Genomic DNA, 15,010 nt, shown 5'->3' on the forward strand with positions numbered 1-15,010 from the left:
GCAAAATGGCACGGTATCCACTGAGTCTGCTCGTGTTGGTAGTTGCATTGGCCGGATGCAGCGCCAATTCGCAGCCTGACGGAGTGGATGCCGCGTCCTTGCCTTCCGTCGACCGAGCAGCATATGCCGGCGTGCATGCAAAACTGGATCCGGCTACGGCGACCATTTCCTTACCCATGGATGCGTACGAAGCGACGCCCGACGAATCAATGGTCATAAGTGCGGCCAACATGTATGTCATCGAGGATTGCATGAAAAACGCCGGTGTGACCATGCCAGAGAAGCACGGTGATCTGACGGTTAAAGCCGACCAGTCGTATGGCGTTTGGGTTCCCGAACTTGCGGCGAAGTACGGATATGACAAGGCAATAATCCGTACCGTCCCAGGTATTTACGATTCCAGGACGAGGGAATCAGCGGACGCAAATGTCAAGAAGTACTTTGAATGCGATAACGCCACGACCTCGAATCAGATACCTCCATTCCGAAGCAGAATCGCCGGTGCGGACTCATTGCTAACAAACATTAGCAATGACTCAAATGCATTATCTGAGCGGGATCCTGACTGGAGGGAATCACGCGACGACTGGATTGCTTGCCTCAAAGATGCCGGAATTTCAATGCGACAGGACTCACCTGATGCGTGGGTGCCTTCGTACCCTTCGGACAAGCAAGGCGAAATCAGGACAGCTGTTCAAGACGCGAATTGCAAGCAGGAAACCAAGGTAATGCAACGCATCTCGGATATCCGGGCGCAGTATCAATCTGCCCTGATCGCCGCCAACCAAGCTGCCATGAACAGGCTCGCGGAGGATAAGACCGAGGCTTTGGCCAAAGCGAGGACGATTCTCCGGCAACATGGCAAGGGCGCCGCTTGATGCCGTTGCAGCAAGACGCAGTAGTTAAGGTCCCACGAGTTCCGCGACTCCGGCGGATCATTGGCTTCTTGGTCATAGTTGTGGCAGGAATGGCAGGTTCCTTCCTTGCCGGAAGCTACATAAAGTCACCCCAGTCTGCTGCCCTCGACTCCATCAACACTCCAATCAAGGTGACCGCCACAGTGGAGCGTAGGACTTTGGCGAGCACTTTGATCATCCCCGGGAGCATGACCCCGGGAACGTCGGTGGGCATCGCAGCATCAGTACCGCCAGGGACTGAACGCGCCGTCATAACGCGCATGCTGGTTGCTGTTGGCGACACGCTAAAGCCGGGGACAATCGTTGCGACTGTGTCCGGGCGCCCTCTCATTGTCATATCAACGTCCGTCCCGTTGTATCGGGACCTGAAAGATGGTGACAACGGTCAAGACGTTTCCGCCTTGCAGAATTGGCTTCAATCCATAGGGTATCGGCCCAACATGACCGGAATATTTGATAAGTCCACCCAAGAATCCGTGGCGGCTTTGTACCGTGACGTTGATCAGTCAGCCCCAAAATCCGACGACAAGAAGGCCATGGTCCGGTGGAGGGAGTTTGTTCAAATTCCTGGTGATGAGGGCTCTGTGACGAGCATTGCTGCTTCAGGAGCCGTGCTGACGGACGATCTTTTGGTGGCTACAGCGCAAACTGCCCCGGACGTGGCCGTGGGACGGGCGTCAATTACACAGGCTGAAGCTCTCACAGTTGGCCAGGCCGTTGCGCTCGAAGCCAGTGGGTACAGCGCCCAGGGCGTCATTCAGAGCATCGGGGTTTTCGACCAAGGCAATCCGGAAAAGGGGACGCTTCCAGGAATGGACATCATCGCATCTGTTCCGGACGATCCCAACAAACCAAAGCCGGGTCAGCCAGTCTCTGTCAGCGTGAAGGAGCCGGTCCAAGAGACCTTGGCAGTTCCCCTGACCGCCATCAAACAGGATGACATCGGGACGTATGTGACCGTGCCAAGTTCGAAAAAGGACGCTGGTGAGGATACTTCGGCGGAAAGAATCGACGTGACGGTGACAGGGCAGCGCGATGGCTGGGCTGCCTTGGCCGAGACTTCGAAGCTGGAGCCTGGAACCACGGTCGACGTATCGTGAACCTGCCTGCGCAAAGGCCCGGCAGGATTCCCCTGCTCCGGTTGGAAGGCATCGGGCGCTCCTATGCAGGAGCCGATGTGCCTACTGCGGCCCTTCAAGACGTCAATCTTGAGATCTGTGAGGGTGAATTCGTTGCGATCATTGGTCCCTCAGGATCCGGCAAATCAACGCTACTGAACATTCTTGGACTGTTGGACCGTGCATCAGAAGGCACGTACTCGATCAACGGTGCAGACGTATCACTGATGGCCGAGAAGCAGCGTGACTGGTTGCGATCGCGGATGTTTGGGTTTGTCTTCCAAGCCTCGCACGTGATCTTGGATGAATCGTCCGCACGGAACGCAGCGCTCGGCCTTCGTGTGCAAGGTGTCCGCCACCTGGACCGGGAGTTGGAAGTAACGCAGGCCCTGCTGCGCGTTGGGTTGCTGCACAGGACAAGCGTGCTCGGCAAGAACCTCTCTGGAGGGGAGAGGCAACGTCTTGCCTTGGCTCGTGCTCTCGCGACCAAGCCCAGGATCCTGTTCGCAGACGAACCCACAGGCAACCTGGACAGTGTCAATACCCAGAGCGTCATCGCGGATCTCAAGGCGTTGAATCGAACCGGGGTGACAGTCGTCGTCATTACGCATGATCCGATCGTCGCCGCCGCAGCAGCCCGCCGGATCGTCATCGACGACGGACGACTGGCAAAGCCCGACGCGCCGGGTTCCCCTGCCTCGACAGCTGTTCACGAGCCCATGGTTGGGCGCCCGGATCCAACTGAAGTTTTCTCCCCAGCCCCACTGGGGAGACGGCTCAATCTCTTGATGGATGACGTCTATGATGCATTGGCATCCCTTACCTCCAGGGCAGGCAAGGCACTGCTGCTCATTCTGGCGTTCATGCTGGGATCGGGCGGACTGGTTGCCTCAGTAGGCCTTAGCCAAAGTGCCTCCGCGCAGGTTTCCGAGCGCTTGGCCGAAGCCGCATTGGATGAAGTGCAAGCCTCAAGAAGCCCATCTGGGGTCCAACCCACGAACGCTGACATCGCAGCCTTGCGAGGTCAGAAGAGGAAAATAGAGAATCTTCACGGAGTGGTCGCGGTTGGTTTGCGAGTGGAGTTGGCGACTTCTGAATTTCGGCCCACACGCTTTCAGCCAAATAGGGGAATCCAGGAGGACGACTTCGCAGGGTCACTCCTGGCCGTGGACTCGACGTTCCTCGACATTAGCCAGGCCGTAGTTGAGCCTGCTTCTGCGTTATCTCTTCTGGACAATTCCTTCGGAAAGCCCGTAGCAATATTGGGACAAGATACGGCCGTCCGTTTAGGGATTCCTTCTGCGGGTCCGGGCCAGAAAATTTGGATCGGTGGGCAGTCCGTTCCAGTCGTGGGCATACTGCGCCAAGCCGGAAGGAACCCGGTTCTCGCAGACAGCATCATCCTGGGGATCAGCGCCTACCCATCCGCTGCTTCTGACAACCCTGTATTTGTGATCCGCACTCTCCCTGGATTTCCAGCACCATTGGCCGACGTGATTCCTTTGGCCCTCGACGCAGCTCATCCGGAGCACTTCACCGTCAACACGGTGGCAGACCTTCGTTCGCTCCGCAAAGGAGTCAACAACGACCTGGGCGTGTTGATCAGTGTCATCTCGTGGGTGTTGCTGGCACTCGCCTGTCTTAGCGCTGCTACGTCGATGTATCTGACTGTGCAAACGCGAAGATCGGAGATCGCTCTGCGGAGAGCCCTCGGTACGAGTCGCTTCAGCATTGGCCGGATGTTTATCTTTGAGGGTTTGCTGGTGGGATTGGGCGGTGGACTGGCTGGCGGAACGGTCGGAGTGCTGGGAGTTCTGACCTTTTGCCTGGGCCAAGGGTGGACACCGGTTCTGGGGCCTGAATCAGTGTGGACCGGAGTTGCCGCTGGCGCAGCTACTGGTGTTCTTTCAGCGTTGTATCCAGCCATTGCGGCGTCCAAAGCGGATCCGGCTCAGGCTATTCGCGCCTAGTTCGAGCGGGCAACTCACCCAGAGTCGGGCTATTTTCCTCGGCCCGATAGACTTGAGGCTGCATGTCCGCATGCGCACCCAGCTTTTGAACACTGCACCAAACCCCTGAGATTGGACACGGCCACCTTGCGAGAATTTACCGCCCGCTTTGCCACCGCCGAGGAAATCGATAACTGGGACAAGCACGTCACAGCCAACCCCAATGGCGGCAACATGCTGCAGTCGGACGCCTATGCGGCAGTCAAGGATGGCAACGGCTGGTTGGTCCGCCGGCTCGTCATTGAGGCCGCTGACTACGCCAGCTACAACCTCCTTCTTGAAAAGAAGTTCCCCGTCCTTGGCCGGCTCTGGTACCTCATCAAGGGACCGGACGCAGCCGAGGTAAGCGACATCAAGCCTATGCTGAACGCCCTCGTCGCCTTGGCGAAGGAACAGAAGATGAACGTCTTCACCATCAAGATAGAGCCCGACGTCGTGGAGTCACCTGAGGTGTCCGGCCAGCTGAAGGCGGCTGGCTTGGTTAAGGCCCCGAACATCCAATCCAACGATTCCACCGCACTCCTGGACATCTCCGCGCCCGCCAATGAAGTGCTGCGGGGCATTTCATCGCGGGCCCGCAACGCTGTCCGCAGGGCAGAACGTGAAGGATGCGAGGTCCTCCCAGCCGAGCCCGGCGAGGAGACCTATCGCAAGCTCTACGCACTGATGCAAGACACAGTGAACGCCAAGGGTGCCATGCCATTGCGGAGCTACGAGTACTACTCCCGTTTCTGGCACGAATTCTGCAGCCGTGGCCAGGGTCACTTCTTCTTTGTCTACGAGGACGGTGCACCCAGCGTCGGTGCTTTTGTTATCAACTATGGCTCCAAGGCAACCTACAAGGATGGCGGTTCCACCCAGAACCGCAAGCAGTACGGTGACTCGCATTTGGTCCAGTGGGCGGCTATCCAGCGGATGCAGGATCTGGGCTGCGTTGAGTACGATTTCTGCGGCACGCCGCCGGCCGCCCGGATCAAGGACAAGACCCACCCGCTGTTCGGCATGGGTTTGTTCAAAACGAGTTTCACCAAGACGGTTACGGACTTCGTGGGTTGCTACGACCTCGTCCTCGGACCTATCCGCCATAAGCTCTGGCTCAAGGGAGCAGAGCGCGTCTTCCGCCGACTGGAAACTATGCGCACAGGCGGACAGTTCTACTAAAGAACCGGCACCAACCCAACACTTCAGGCCCGCCCCGGCCACCAACGGGTGCAAATCTATCTAGGTGAGGTAATTTCTTTGACTCCGATTGAGGCTGGAACCGGCATGGAATTCGTGATTCTCAGTGACGCTGATTTCGAGACATTCGCCAAGGGGCACCCACAAGGCAGCTTCATCCAGTCCGTGGACCTGGCGCGTTTCCAACGTGCCCGCGGCCAGGAAGTGGAGCTCTTTGGCGTGACCCGCGGTGGCAGCCTGATCGCTGCCGGAAAGCTCGTCTATACCACCAATCGCTTTGGCTACAAGGTCTGCGACTGCGCAAAGGGACCACTGCTGGACCACAACGACGCCGAAGCGGTGCGGTTCGTCGTCGAGCAGTTGAAGAAGCACGCGGCCTCGAAGAAGGCTGCTGAGCTGCGCATCTCACCGAACGTCAAGTACATCGCCCGTGACGAGGACGGCGCCGAGCACCCGGAGGTTGAGGACAACCGTCCGCTGCTGAAGGAGCTGGCAGGGTTGGGCTTCAAGCACCAGGGCTTTGACATGAATTTCGCGAACATCAACTGGATGTTCGTCAAGAAGCTGGACGGAATCGCCGATTCCGAAGAGCTCATTATGGGCATGAACTACCGCACGCGCAAGGCCATCCGGAAGGCCGAAAAGAACGGCGTTTACCTGGAACAGGCCACGCTGGAAACCCTGGACGACTTCTACAACGCGCTGAGCACTGCCGGCGACGAAAAGGGTTTCACCTACCGCGAGCGTGAGTACTACGAGCAACTGCTCCGCAATACCTCGGATGAGTTCACCAAGCTCATGATGGCCAAGATCAACATCCCCGAATACCGGGCCTCCATCACAGAGCGCCTGGATGCGGAGTCCAAGACACTCGCGGACCTCAAGCGCGACGTCGAGGAAACCGGGAGCAAGAAGAAGGCCAACCGCATCAAGGTGGTCCAGGACCTCGTGGACAGTTACGAGCGTAGCCTCAAGGACATTGAACGGTTCCCCGACTCGGTTGGCGTGGCTACGGTTGCGGCGATCCACTTCGCTTGCTCCGGCGATGAAATCGTGTGCGTGATCGGCGGGACTGTCCAGGACTACATCTACTTCAACGGAGCCACGTCGCTGTACTGGGGCATGCTGTTGCACGCTCTGAACAACGGCTACTCGCGTTATAACTTCTACGGCACCTTCGGCATCCAGGGCCAGGACGAAACCGGTCACGGCGGCTACGAATTCAAGAAGGGCTTCGGCGGCGAGGTGGTCCAGCTGGTTGGCGACTTCGTGACACCGGTGAACCTGCCGGTCTTCACCGCTTACCGGGCGGTCAGGAAGCTCGCAGATGCCGCCAAGACGATACTGGCAAAATTGCCGGAGCCCGGAAACCTGCTGAGGAAATTCCCGGGGAAGAACTAATCAACCAAAGCCAAGGGAGGAACACTGCGTGACTGAACGCCCTGAGGGCTCCGGCGGCAGGCCTCACACTGACGGCTTGCCCAAGACCCAGCCGTTGCGGCCATCGCAAATCCGGCAGAACGCCAATGCCAAGCGCATGCTGATGCGCTTGGTTCAAGGCGATAGCCCGCCCACTGCCCCCATGAACATCGTGGACCGGCTCGCGGGCAGTCCCTACGCCAACCCGACTATCCAGGTTGTTGGTGTCGACGCCTCAGCGCGTAAGACGATCGACTTCGCCCTGCATCTGGCCGAAGTCATGTTCCGATACGGTGCAGGCGCCCTTGAAGTTGAGACAAGCATGATTGCCGTTACCGCGGCCCTTGGCTTGAAGAACGTTGAAGTGGACATCACCAACCAGTCGGTAGCCATCAACTATGCGCCAAAGGACCAGACCCCCATCACGTTGTTGCGTGTGGTGCGCTCGTGGACCAATAACTACGCCGGCCTCGCGCAGGTGCATCAACTGGTCACGGACATCGTGGCCGGGGGAGTGGGCCGCGACGAAGCCGTCCGTCGATTGAATGACATCGTCCGCAGCGCCAAGCCCTTCCCTCGCTGGATGGTTACGGTTGCCTTTGCCGTGTTCGCGGCGGTGTTCGTGGGCGTCCTGGGTGGTGGTCCCGGCGCTTCAGCCCTGGCTTTTGGCTCCAACTTGCTGATCAGTTTGGTTGCGCGGCAACTGAGCCGGTGGCGGACGCCCGACTTCTTCATCACCATGGCTTGCTCGTTCCTGGTCACGTTTGTCGCCCTGATGCTGCGTTGGGCGGGTGCGGACATCGCTCCGTCCATTGTGGTTGCCGGCGGGATCCTGTTGTTGCTTCCAACGGGCAGGCTTGTATCTTCCGTGCAGGACGCCATCAACGGCTTCCCGGTCACCGCGGCCGGACGATTCCTCTCCACGCTGCTCACCTTCGGCGCGATCGTCGCTGGTATCGCCGTCGCCGTCGTCGTCGGGACCCTCATGGGCAGCGAAGTCCTGGACGTCACCAAAACATTCCCCGATGCGTATCCTTTGTGGGGCCAAGCCATTCTGATCGCCATCGCCGTAGTGGCTATCGGCGTCACCGAGCAGACACAGATGCGCCTGTTACTCCCGACGGCGGCAGTCGGCTTGGTCGGCTTCTTCGTGTTGTGGGGGGCTACCACTGCCGGGTTCGGCGACCGCTTGTCGCCGGCAGTATCGGCTGTGGCCATCGGCCTGTTGGCTCGGGTAGTGGCACTGAAACTTGGCGCTCCCCAGCTTGTAGTGGCTGTTCCGGCCGCGCTCATCCTGCTCCCCGGCCTGACCATATTCCGTTCAATGTATGTATTGACCATTGAGGAAGCGGACATTGTTCAGGGCGCCGGAGGCATGCTGAATGCAGGCGCGATCGTCCTGGGAGTGGCAGCAGGAATCGTCCTCGGTGACAACCTGGCCAGGCCGCTCACGAAGGGCCTATCCAGCAACGAGCGCCGCAGGGTACGGCGCCGCTAGATCTGCGCTGGCCGCTGGATCTGACTAAATCTGTCCTACGGGAAGCTTCTTCTCGGCCTGGAAAACTTCCTCTACCCGGCCCTGAGCCCAGTAACCGGAGAGCGAAACCTGCGAACGCTCCAGGCCGCGCTCGGCGAAGAAGATCTGCCGCAGGCCCTTCATGTAGCCTCTTTCGCCGTGTGCAAAGACATCAACCCGGCCGGGGAGCCACTGCATTTCACGAAGCGCCTCAAGCAGCAGCTCGCTTGATCCGGCAGGCACTCCGTTGCGCTGCAGCCAGTGGAGTTTCAGGCCAGCAGGAGCAGAGATAGGCAGGATGTCCTCGGCGCTGTCCACCTCAAGGAACGCAAATCCGCGGGCTTCCGGGGCGAGCGCCTCTATGCAGGCTGCGATGGCTGGAATCGCGGCGTCATCGCCGGCGAAGAGGTGCCAATCGGCGTCGGGCGCAGGATTGTAGGCGCCGCCGGGCCCGGTAAAAATCAGAGTGTCCCCAGGTTCCGCTGCCGCTGCCCAAGGCCCTGCCAGGCCCTCGTCGCCATGGACTACGAAGTCAATCGCCAGTTCCCGTTCTTCCAGGTTCACCCAGCGAATGGTGTAAGTCCGGGTGTGCGGCCATTGCTCACGTGGCATCGTCTCGCGGATGGCCCACAGGTCCAGCGGAAGTTGATAATCAACGCCGGGCTGGGGAAAAACGATCTTGACGTACCGGTCCACGTATTCGTTGTTCACGTAGTCGCTGAACCCTGGCCCGCCGGCGACGATCCGCACCATGTGAGGTGAGAGCCATTCTTTGCGCTGGACCCTCAGGTTGACCTGCGGGCGTGTGGTCCGGGTGGCGGACGAAGAAACGGGGAGAGCAGCCATATAGGCAAGCCTAAGCTAATTCGTGGGGTGCCAGTTGGGTATGAGTCGAAGGTTACAAGATGGGTAGTTCCCAATCGACGGGCTCTGCGCCCTGTGACGCCAACAGCTGGTTGGTTCGGCTGAACGGCTTGGAACCAAAGAAACCACGTGATGCCGAAAGGGGACTCGGGTGCACCGAAGTGATTGCCGGTGTGCCATCCAGCAGCGGCAGGACCGCTTCGGCGTCCTTCCCCCACAGAATCGCGACCAGGGGACTCCGGCGTCCCGCGCCGTCGGTGCGATGGGCTACCGCACTGACAGCCGCCGTCGTGATGGCCTCCCAGCCTTTGCCGCGGTGTGAGCCAGCGCTTCCGGCTGCGACACTAAGGACACGGTTCAGCAGCAGGACGCCTTGGTCCGTCCAGGCCGTGAGGTCGCCATGGATGCGCGGCGGGAGCCCGAGGTCGTCGTGGAGTTCACGATAAATATTTGCCAGGCTCCGGGGGATCGGCCGCGTATGCCGCGAAACGGCAAAGGAAAGCCCGACGGCGTGTCCCGGGGTTGGGTACGGATCCTGGCCAAGGATGAGTACTTTGACGTCAGCCAATGGTCGGCGGAAAGCCCGGAGAAGGTTGGTAGCTGCAGGAAGGACGTGGATCCCTTGGGCAGCCTGACCCGCAACAAAGGCCAAAGCCTCACGGAGTTGGCCTTCCACGGGTCGCAACGCGTCCGCCCAATCAGCGGCCATCAGCTCTTCCAAGGGTCGGTCAATAAGCTCGTCGAAGCCTGGATCGGCAACGCCGGCGGGTTCCAGGTCAAACAGTGCATCCTCACCAGTCACCCTGTCATTGTCTCCTCCATGGCATCGGCGGTGCGAATGACAGCGTTGTTATTCGCCCGTAACATGGGGGTAGGACATTTTCCCCCAACCAGCGTCAAGGAGTGTGCCGTGGCTGAACCAGCACCGGAACCAATGGCGCCGCAGTCTACCGGTTTGGCACTTGAAGACCTGGCAGCCGAGACCCGCAGCGACTCACCTCTAAGTGACCGAGATCAGCAAATGTTGGCCTTGGAACGGCAATGGTGGAAGTACGCCGGCGCCAAGGAACAGGCGATCCGTGAGCTCTTCAATCTCTCCGCCACGCACTATTACCAGATCCTGAACGCACTTATCGATACCGAAGATGCGTTGGCCCACGATCCCATGCTGGTGAAGAGATTGCGTAGACTACGTACGTCGCGCCAACGTGCGCGGACAGCGCGCCGTTTGGGGTCCGACGCGTAAATCGCCCGGCTGATAGTCAGCAGCAACCAGCAAGGACAAGGCTTCACCATGACCAAATTTGCCAAGGATGAATTCGACCGGGTCCCACAGAACAGCTCCCGGCAGGGGGTGCACCGTGACGCCCAAGAGACAGTCCGCCCCAATTTGTGGCCGGTCTTGACAGTAGGGGCCGTCGCCCTGGTGCTGGGACTCGTAGCTTTCCTGATACTTCCGCGGCTTGGCCTGGTGGCCCCCAGCGCGTCCACAAGCGTCTCGACGCCGGCGCCCCAGCAGAGCGAAACCTCCCCTTCTGCTGCACCTACCGAATCAAGCAACGCACCCATCGCTTCCGGCGAGCCGAGCCCGGGAACCACGCCTTCAGGCGAAGCTTCGGCAACTCCTTCTGCTGCGCCGGTGGACAAGTCCGTTGCAGTGGCTGTCTACAACGGCACGGCTACGGCTGGGCTTGCCAGTCGCGTCGCGGGCCTGGTCCAAGGCGATGGTTGGGTTTTGGGATCTGTGGGGAACTGGGGCGGCCTGCCGCAACAGTCTTCCGTGGTCTTTTACAACGTCCCTGGACAGAAGGCGAATGCAGAAGCACTGGGCAAACTCCTCGGTATCACCGCGGTTGTTGAGTCTCCTGAAATACAGCAGCCTCTAGTGGTTGTTGTGGGACCTGGCTACCGGTAATTTCGCTGAATCCCCACCGTTTTTCTGTGGTTTCAGTCTCGAAAGCTGCAACTCGGTTAAGCCTCAATAACAAAAGTCATGGTCGGCCCCTCGGCAGCAGCGCGCGGATAGTGACTGTGGTTACAGTGGATTGATTCCGATCCGGAGATCCCGGCAACCGGTCTTGGCTACTGTGAAAGTGTGGGCATCATGGCTTTGGGAACCGTCAAATGGTTCAATGCCGAAAAAGGGTACGGCTTCATCACTGTGGATGACTCCGGCGACGACGTCTTCGTGCACTGGTCCGCTATTCAGATGGAAGGCTTCCGTGCCCTCGAGGAAGGCCAGCGGGTGGAGTTCGAATTAGGCGAAGGCCAGAAGGGTCCGCAGGCCGAAAGCGTCCGCGTTGCATAGTCCCTTTGGCCGTCACGTCAGCTAACGGCTGAAACCCCTTTGTTTATAGCGCAAAGTGGCGCTTCTGCTTGCACTCTCCCCGGTCGAGTGCTAATTATTGATTTAGCACTCCTACGCTTCGACTGCTAACTCCGGCCCGGCCTACGCCGGCGGCGGATGGCTCTCGGAACGTCAGGGGGATCAAGAAACACCTTGGTGGGGTGAGGTCCGGAGCGCGCGGCATACAGAGGCCGCAAGCAAAGGACCGTCCGTCGCGGGCACCCCATCTGACAGGTTCCTTCTTAACGACTGTCCCGAAAGGACTACCGCCGTTATGGCCAAGATCATTGCATTTGATGAAGAGGCACGCCGCGGCCTCGAGCGGGGCCTGAACATCCTCGCCGACGCCGTCAAGGTCACCCTCGGCCCGCGTGGACGCAACGTCGTCCTCGAAAAGAAGTGGGGCGCCCCCACGATCACCAACGATGGTGTTTCCATCGCCAAGGAGATCGAGCTGGACGACCCTTACGAGAAGATCGGCGCTGAGCTGGTCAAGGAAGTTGCCAAGAAGACGGATGACGTCGCTGGCGACGGTACCACCACCGCTACGGTTCTCGCCCAGGCACTGGTCAAGGAAGGCCTGCGCAACGTTGCCGCCGGCGCCGACCCCCTGTCCCTGAAGCGCGGTATCGAGAAGGCTGTTGAGGCAGTCATCAAAGAACTGCTCGCCTCTGCCAAGGAAATCGAAACCAAGGAAGAGATCGCGGCCACGGCTTCCATCTCCGCCGGTGACCCGGAAATCGGCAGCCTCATTGCCGAAGCCCTGGACAAGGTGGGCAAGGAAGGCGTCATCACGGTCGAAGAGTCCAACACCTTCGGCCTGGAGCTCGAACTCACCGAAGGCATGCGCTTCGACAAGGGTTACATCTCCGCTTACTTCGTCACCGACGCTGAGCGCCAGGAAACGGTCCTCGAAGACCCGTACATCCTGATCGTGAACTCCAAGATCTCCAACGTGAAGGAACTCGTCACGGTTCTGGAGAAGGTCATGCAGTCCAACAAGCCGCTGCTGATCATCGCCGAAGACATCGAGGGCGAGGCTCTGGCCACCCTGATCGTCAACAAGATCCGTGGCACCTTCAAGTCTGTAGCCGTCAAGGCTCCGGGCTTCGGTGACCGCCGCAAGGCACAGCTCGCCGACATCGCCATCCTCACCGGTGGCCAGGTCATCTCCGAAGAAGTTGGCCTCAAGCTCGAAAACGCAGGCCTGGAACTCCTCGGCACCGCCCGCAAGGTTGTTGTCACCAAGGACGAGACCACCATCGTTGAAGGTGCCGGCGACGCCGAGCAGATCGCGGGCCGTGTGGCCCAGATCCGCGCCGAGATCGAAAACTCCGATTCCGACTACGACCGCGAGAAGCTGCAGGAACGCCTGGCCAAGCTGGCCGGCGGCGTTGCAGTCATCAAGGCCGGTGCCGCAACCGAAGTTGAGCTCAAGGAACGCAAGCACCGCATTGAGGACGCAGTCCGCAACGCCAAGGCTGCCGTTGAAGAAGGCATCGTCGCCGGTGGTGGCGTTGCCCTCATCCAGGCTGGTGCGAAGGCATTCGCCAACCTCACCCTCCAGGGTGACGAAGCAACTGGTGCCAACATCGTCAAGGTTGCCATCGACGCTCCGCTGAAGCAGATCGCCTTCAACGCTGGCCTCGAGCCGGGCGTTGTTGCTGACAAGGTTCGCGGCCTGCCTTCCGGCCACGGCCTGAACGCTGCCACGGGTGTCTACGAAGACCTGCTGGCTGCCGGCGTCAACGACCCCGTAAAGGTCACCCGCTCGGCTCTCCAGAACGCTGCTTCCATCGCTGGTCTCTTCCTGACCACCGAGGCTGTAGTTGCCGACAAGCCTGAGAAGAACGCTCCGGCTGCCGGTGGCGACGACATGGGCGGCATGGGCGGCTTCTAAGCCTCCTAAGCTGTAGCGTCACGCTTCAGAGCAAACGACGGCGGTCCTCACCATTTTGGTGGGGGCCGCCGTCTTGCTGTATCGCCTAAGTGAGTAGCAGGTCAGGCCGTTCGAGTGCTCAGAAGGACATGTGCTGCTACTTGGTTGGGTCCTAGCACGCTTTCAGTGTCTGTGCGGTCTGGCAGGATTGAAGGCATGACGATTATTGCTGCCGCCGATGGCTCTGCCCTCGGCAATCCTGGGCCGGCCGGTTGGGCCTGGTATGTTGACGACTCCTGTTGGCGCGCAGGAGGTTGGCCCCACGGCACCAACAACATGGGCGAGCTCATGGCTGTCCTGGACCTGTTCCGCTCCACTGCCCACGTTCCGCAAGAAGAACTGCTGATCCTTTGCGACAGCCAGTACGTCATCAACTGCATCACTAAGTGGATGCCCGGCTGGAAGCGGAAGGGTTGGCGCAAGGCTGACGGAAAGCCCGTCCTGAACGTTGATCTCCTCAAGGACATCGACCAAGCAATTGTCGGACGCAAATACACGTTTGAATGGGTCAAGGGGCACGCCGGACACGACCTCAACGAGGCAGCAGACGAGCGCGCACGCGCCGTAGCCACAGCCTTCCAGCAGGGCACCGCAGCTCCAAGCGGACCGGGGTTTACAGGCTCCGACGAGGCCCTCGCCGCGCCTCTTCCTGTCCCGGCCAGAGCCGGGCGCAGCTTCCAATCCCACTCCGAACCCACGTTGTTTGGGGAGTCGGGCATCTTCGGTCAGCCGGATCTTTTCAGTGAACTGGACGAGGATACGTCCACCCAGGAATTGCCTGCAGAGGAAATCGTGGTTGCCTTGGAGCGCGAGCTCCTGCGCCCGGATGTGCGCACTGACATCGGCAGGATTGGAGTATTGCTTCATCCCGACTTTGCCGAAATTGGCAGCTCCGGCCGTTTTTGGACCCGGGACGCCATGATGGTCGCCCTTGAGGAGGACCCCGGCGAGCCGATTGAGCTAGAAGTTCTTAGCGCCGATCGCCTGAGTGAGAACACTATCCTGCTGAACTACCGCAGCTTCGCGCATTCGGGTTCGGTCCTCCGCAGTTCCGTTTGGCTTCTGGACCGAGGCCAGTGGCGGCTCCGATTCCACCAGGGCACCCCCGAAAACTGACCCAACGGAAACACTGCACATCAATTCACAGCAGGAAACAGAAAGCCTGGTGACCTGCGGGGCGGCTGCACAGGGGGAAGACAGCCAGCCCCGCAGGAGCTTATGTGAAGCAGGACCTCGAATGTGCCTTAAGCGTGCAGCCCCTAGTAGGCGAACCGCTGGGTGTTGCCCTGCTCCACTTCGAGGTAGCTTGCTGCGGCCGACGCTAAAGCCATGTTGATGGAAGCCAGCGAGGCCTCGACCTTGTTTTGCGTCAGGGACCATTCAAGGACAAGCGACTGGAAGTTGGTGGCAGCTGAGCCTCTCCACGTGGCTTGAAGCTCGTCCAGTCCGTGTTTCATGGCTTGCACGTCCGTGCTGATGCGGTCAACGGTTGCTTTGACGTTGGACGACTTGAGCTGAAGGAGCTCTGTGTCGACGGAAATGACGCTCATGGGTGATGCCTTTCGACGATGATGTTCCGCTGCTCGCGGCGGTGTGCGTGGCCACAACATTGAGCCTAGGCAGCTGCCTGGGGCCGGGGAACAACCATTCGTCGCTATGTGGATAACAGCTCTCTTGAAGAGCCGTTGCCTGGGTAATGCCG

14 protein-coding genes are annotated in these 15,010 nt (G+C 59.8%); 11 read left to right on the forward strand and 3 right to left on the reverse strand.

The window, feature by feature from the left end; genetic code table 11:
- The first annotated feature begins 5 nt into the window (after positions 1 to 5).
- The 6 genes from AC1DCM_RS09235 (at position 6) to AC1DCM_RS09260 (ending at position 8,140) form a co-directional block, all read left to right on the forward strand.
- Positions 6 to 878: a hypothetical protein gene (locus tag AC1DCM_RS09235; RefSeq protein WP_477518060.1), complete on the forward strand. Its 873-nt coding sequence runs from the start codon at positions 6 to 8 to the stop codon at positions 876 to 878.
- Complete coding sequence (locus tag AC1DCM_RS09240; protein ID WP_477518061.1) at positions 878 to 2,017, forward strand: peptidoglycan-binding protein; 1,140 nt, start codon at positions 878 to 880, stop codon at positions 2,015 to 2,017. Before AC1DCM_RS09235 ends, AC1DCM_RS09240 begins: the two co-directional genes overlap by 1 nt.
- Before the next feature lie 77 nt (positions 2,018 to 2,094).
- Complete coding sequence (locus AC1DCM_RS09245; RefSeq protein WP_477518062.1) at positions 2,095 to 4,005, forward strand: ABC transporter ATP-binding protein/permease; 1,911 nt, start codon at positions 2,095 to 2,097, stop codon at positions 4,003 to 4,005.
- Positions 4,006 to 4,116: 111 nt separating this feature from the next.
- Positions 4,117 to 5,205: a lipid II:glycine glycyltransferase FemX gene (locus tag AC1DCM_RS09250; protein ID WP_477518063.1), complete on the forward strand. Its 1,089-nt coding sequence runs from the start codon at positions 4,117 to 4,119 to the stop codon at positions 5,203 to 5,205.
- Between the two features lie 105 nt (positions 5,206 to 5,310).
- Positions 5,311 to 6,624, forward strand: a complete 1,314-nt coding sequence (locus AC1DCM_RS09255) for a peptidoglycan bridge formation glycyltransferase FemA/FemB family protein (RefSeq protein WP_477518064.1) — start codon at positions 5,311 to 5,313, stop codon at positions 6,622 to 6,624.
- A 28-nt stretch (positions 6,625 to 6,652) separates the two neighbouring features.
- Entirely contained in the window at positions 6,653 to 8,140 is a 1,488-nt protein-coding gene (locus AC1DCM_RS09260; RefSeq protein ID WP_477518065.1) for a threonine/serine exporter family protein, read from the forward strand.
- Between the two features lie 24 nt (positions 8,141 to 8,164).
- Here AC1DCM_RS09260 and AC1DCM_RS09265 read toward each other — a convergent pair whose 3' ends face one another.
- Entirely contained in the window at positions 8,165 to 9,004 is an 840-nt protein-coding gene (locus AC1DCM_RS09265) for a siderophore-interacting protein (RefSeq protein WP_477518066.1), read from the reverse strand.
- Positions 9,005 to 9,056: 52 nt separating this feature from the next.
- Positions 9,057 to 9,824, reverse strand: coding sequence for a uracil-DNA glycosylase (locus tag AC1DCM_RS09270; RefSeq protein ID WP_477518067.1), 768 nt, complete (start codon positions 9,822 to 9,824; stop codon positions 9,057 to 9,059).
- A gap of 108 nt (positions 9,825 to 9,932) precedes the next feature.
- On the opposite strand from AC1DCM_RS09270, the gene AC1DCM_RS09275 reads away from it, so the two are divergent.
- From AC1DCM_RS09275 to AC1DCM_RS09295, 5 genes are all read left to right on the forward strand, one after another.
- Entirely contained in the window at positions 9,933 to 10,268 is a 336-nt protein-coding gene (locus AC1DCM_RS09275; protein ID WP_396133470.1) for a DUF3263 domain-containing protein, read from the forward strand.
- Positions 10,269 to 10,316: 48 nt separating this feature from the next.
- Positions 10,317 to 10,937, forward strand: coding sequence for a LytR C-terminal domain-containing protein (locus AC1DCM_RS09280; RefSeq protein ID WP_477518068.1), 621 nt, complete (start codon positions 10,317 to 10,319; stop codon positions 10,935 to 10,937).
- A gap of 189 nt (positions 10,938 to 11,126) precedes the next feature.
- Entirely contained in the window at positions 11,127 to 11,330 is a 204-nt protein-coding gene (locus AC1DCM_RS09285) for a cold-shock protein (RefSeq protein ID WP_216926027.1), read from the forward strand.
- 313 nt (positions 11,331 to 11,643) lie between these two features.
- Entirely contained in the window at positions 11,644 to 13,269 is a 1,626-nt protein-coding gene (gene groL / locus AC1DCM_RS09290; RefSeq protein WP_442005923.1) for a chaperonin GroEL, read from the forward strand.
- A 195-nt stretch (positions 13,270 to 13,464) separates the two neighbouring features.
- Positions 13,465 to 14,424: an RNase H family protein gene (locus tag AC1DCM_RS09295; RefSeq protein ID WP_477518069.1), complete on the forward strand. Its 960-nt coding sequence runs from the start codon at positions 13,465 to 13,467 to the stop codon at positions 14,422 to 14,424.
- A gap of 143 nt (positions 14,425 to 14,567) precedes the next feature.
- Here the strand turns inward: AC1DCM_RS09295 and AC1DCM_RS09300 are convergent, their stop codons facing one another.
- Positions 14,568 to 14,858, reverse strand: coding sequence for a WXG100 family type VII secretion target (locus AC1DCM_RS09300; RefSeq protein WP_431118557.1), 291 nt, complete (start codon positions 14,856 to 14,858; stop codon positions 14,568 to 14,570).
- Positions 14,859 to 15,010: the final 152 nt, after the last annotated feature.

The sequence above is a fragment of the Paenarthrobacter sp. 10N417 genome (assembly GCF_056394745.1).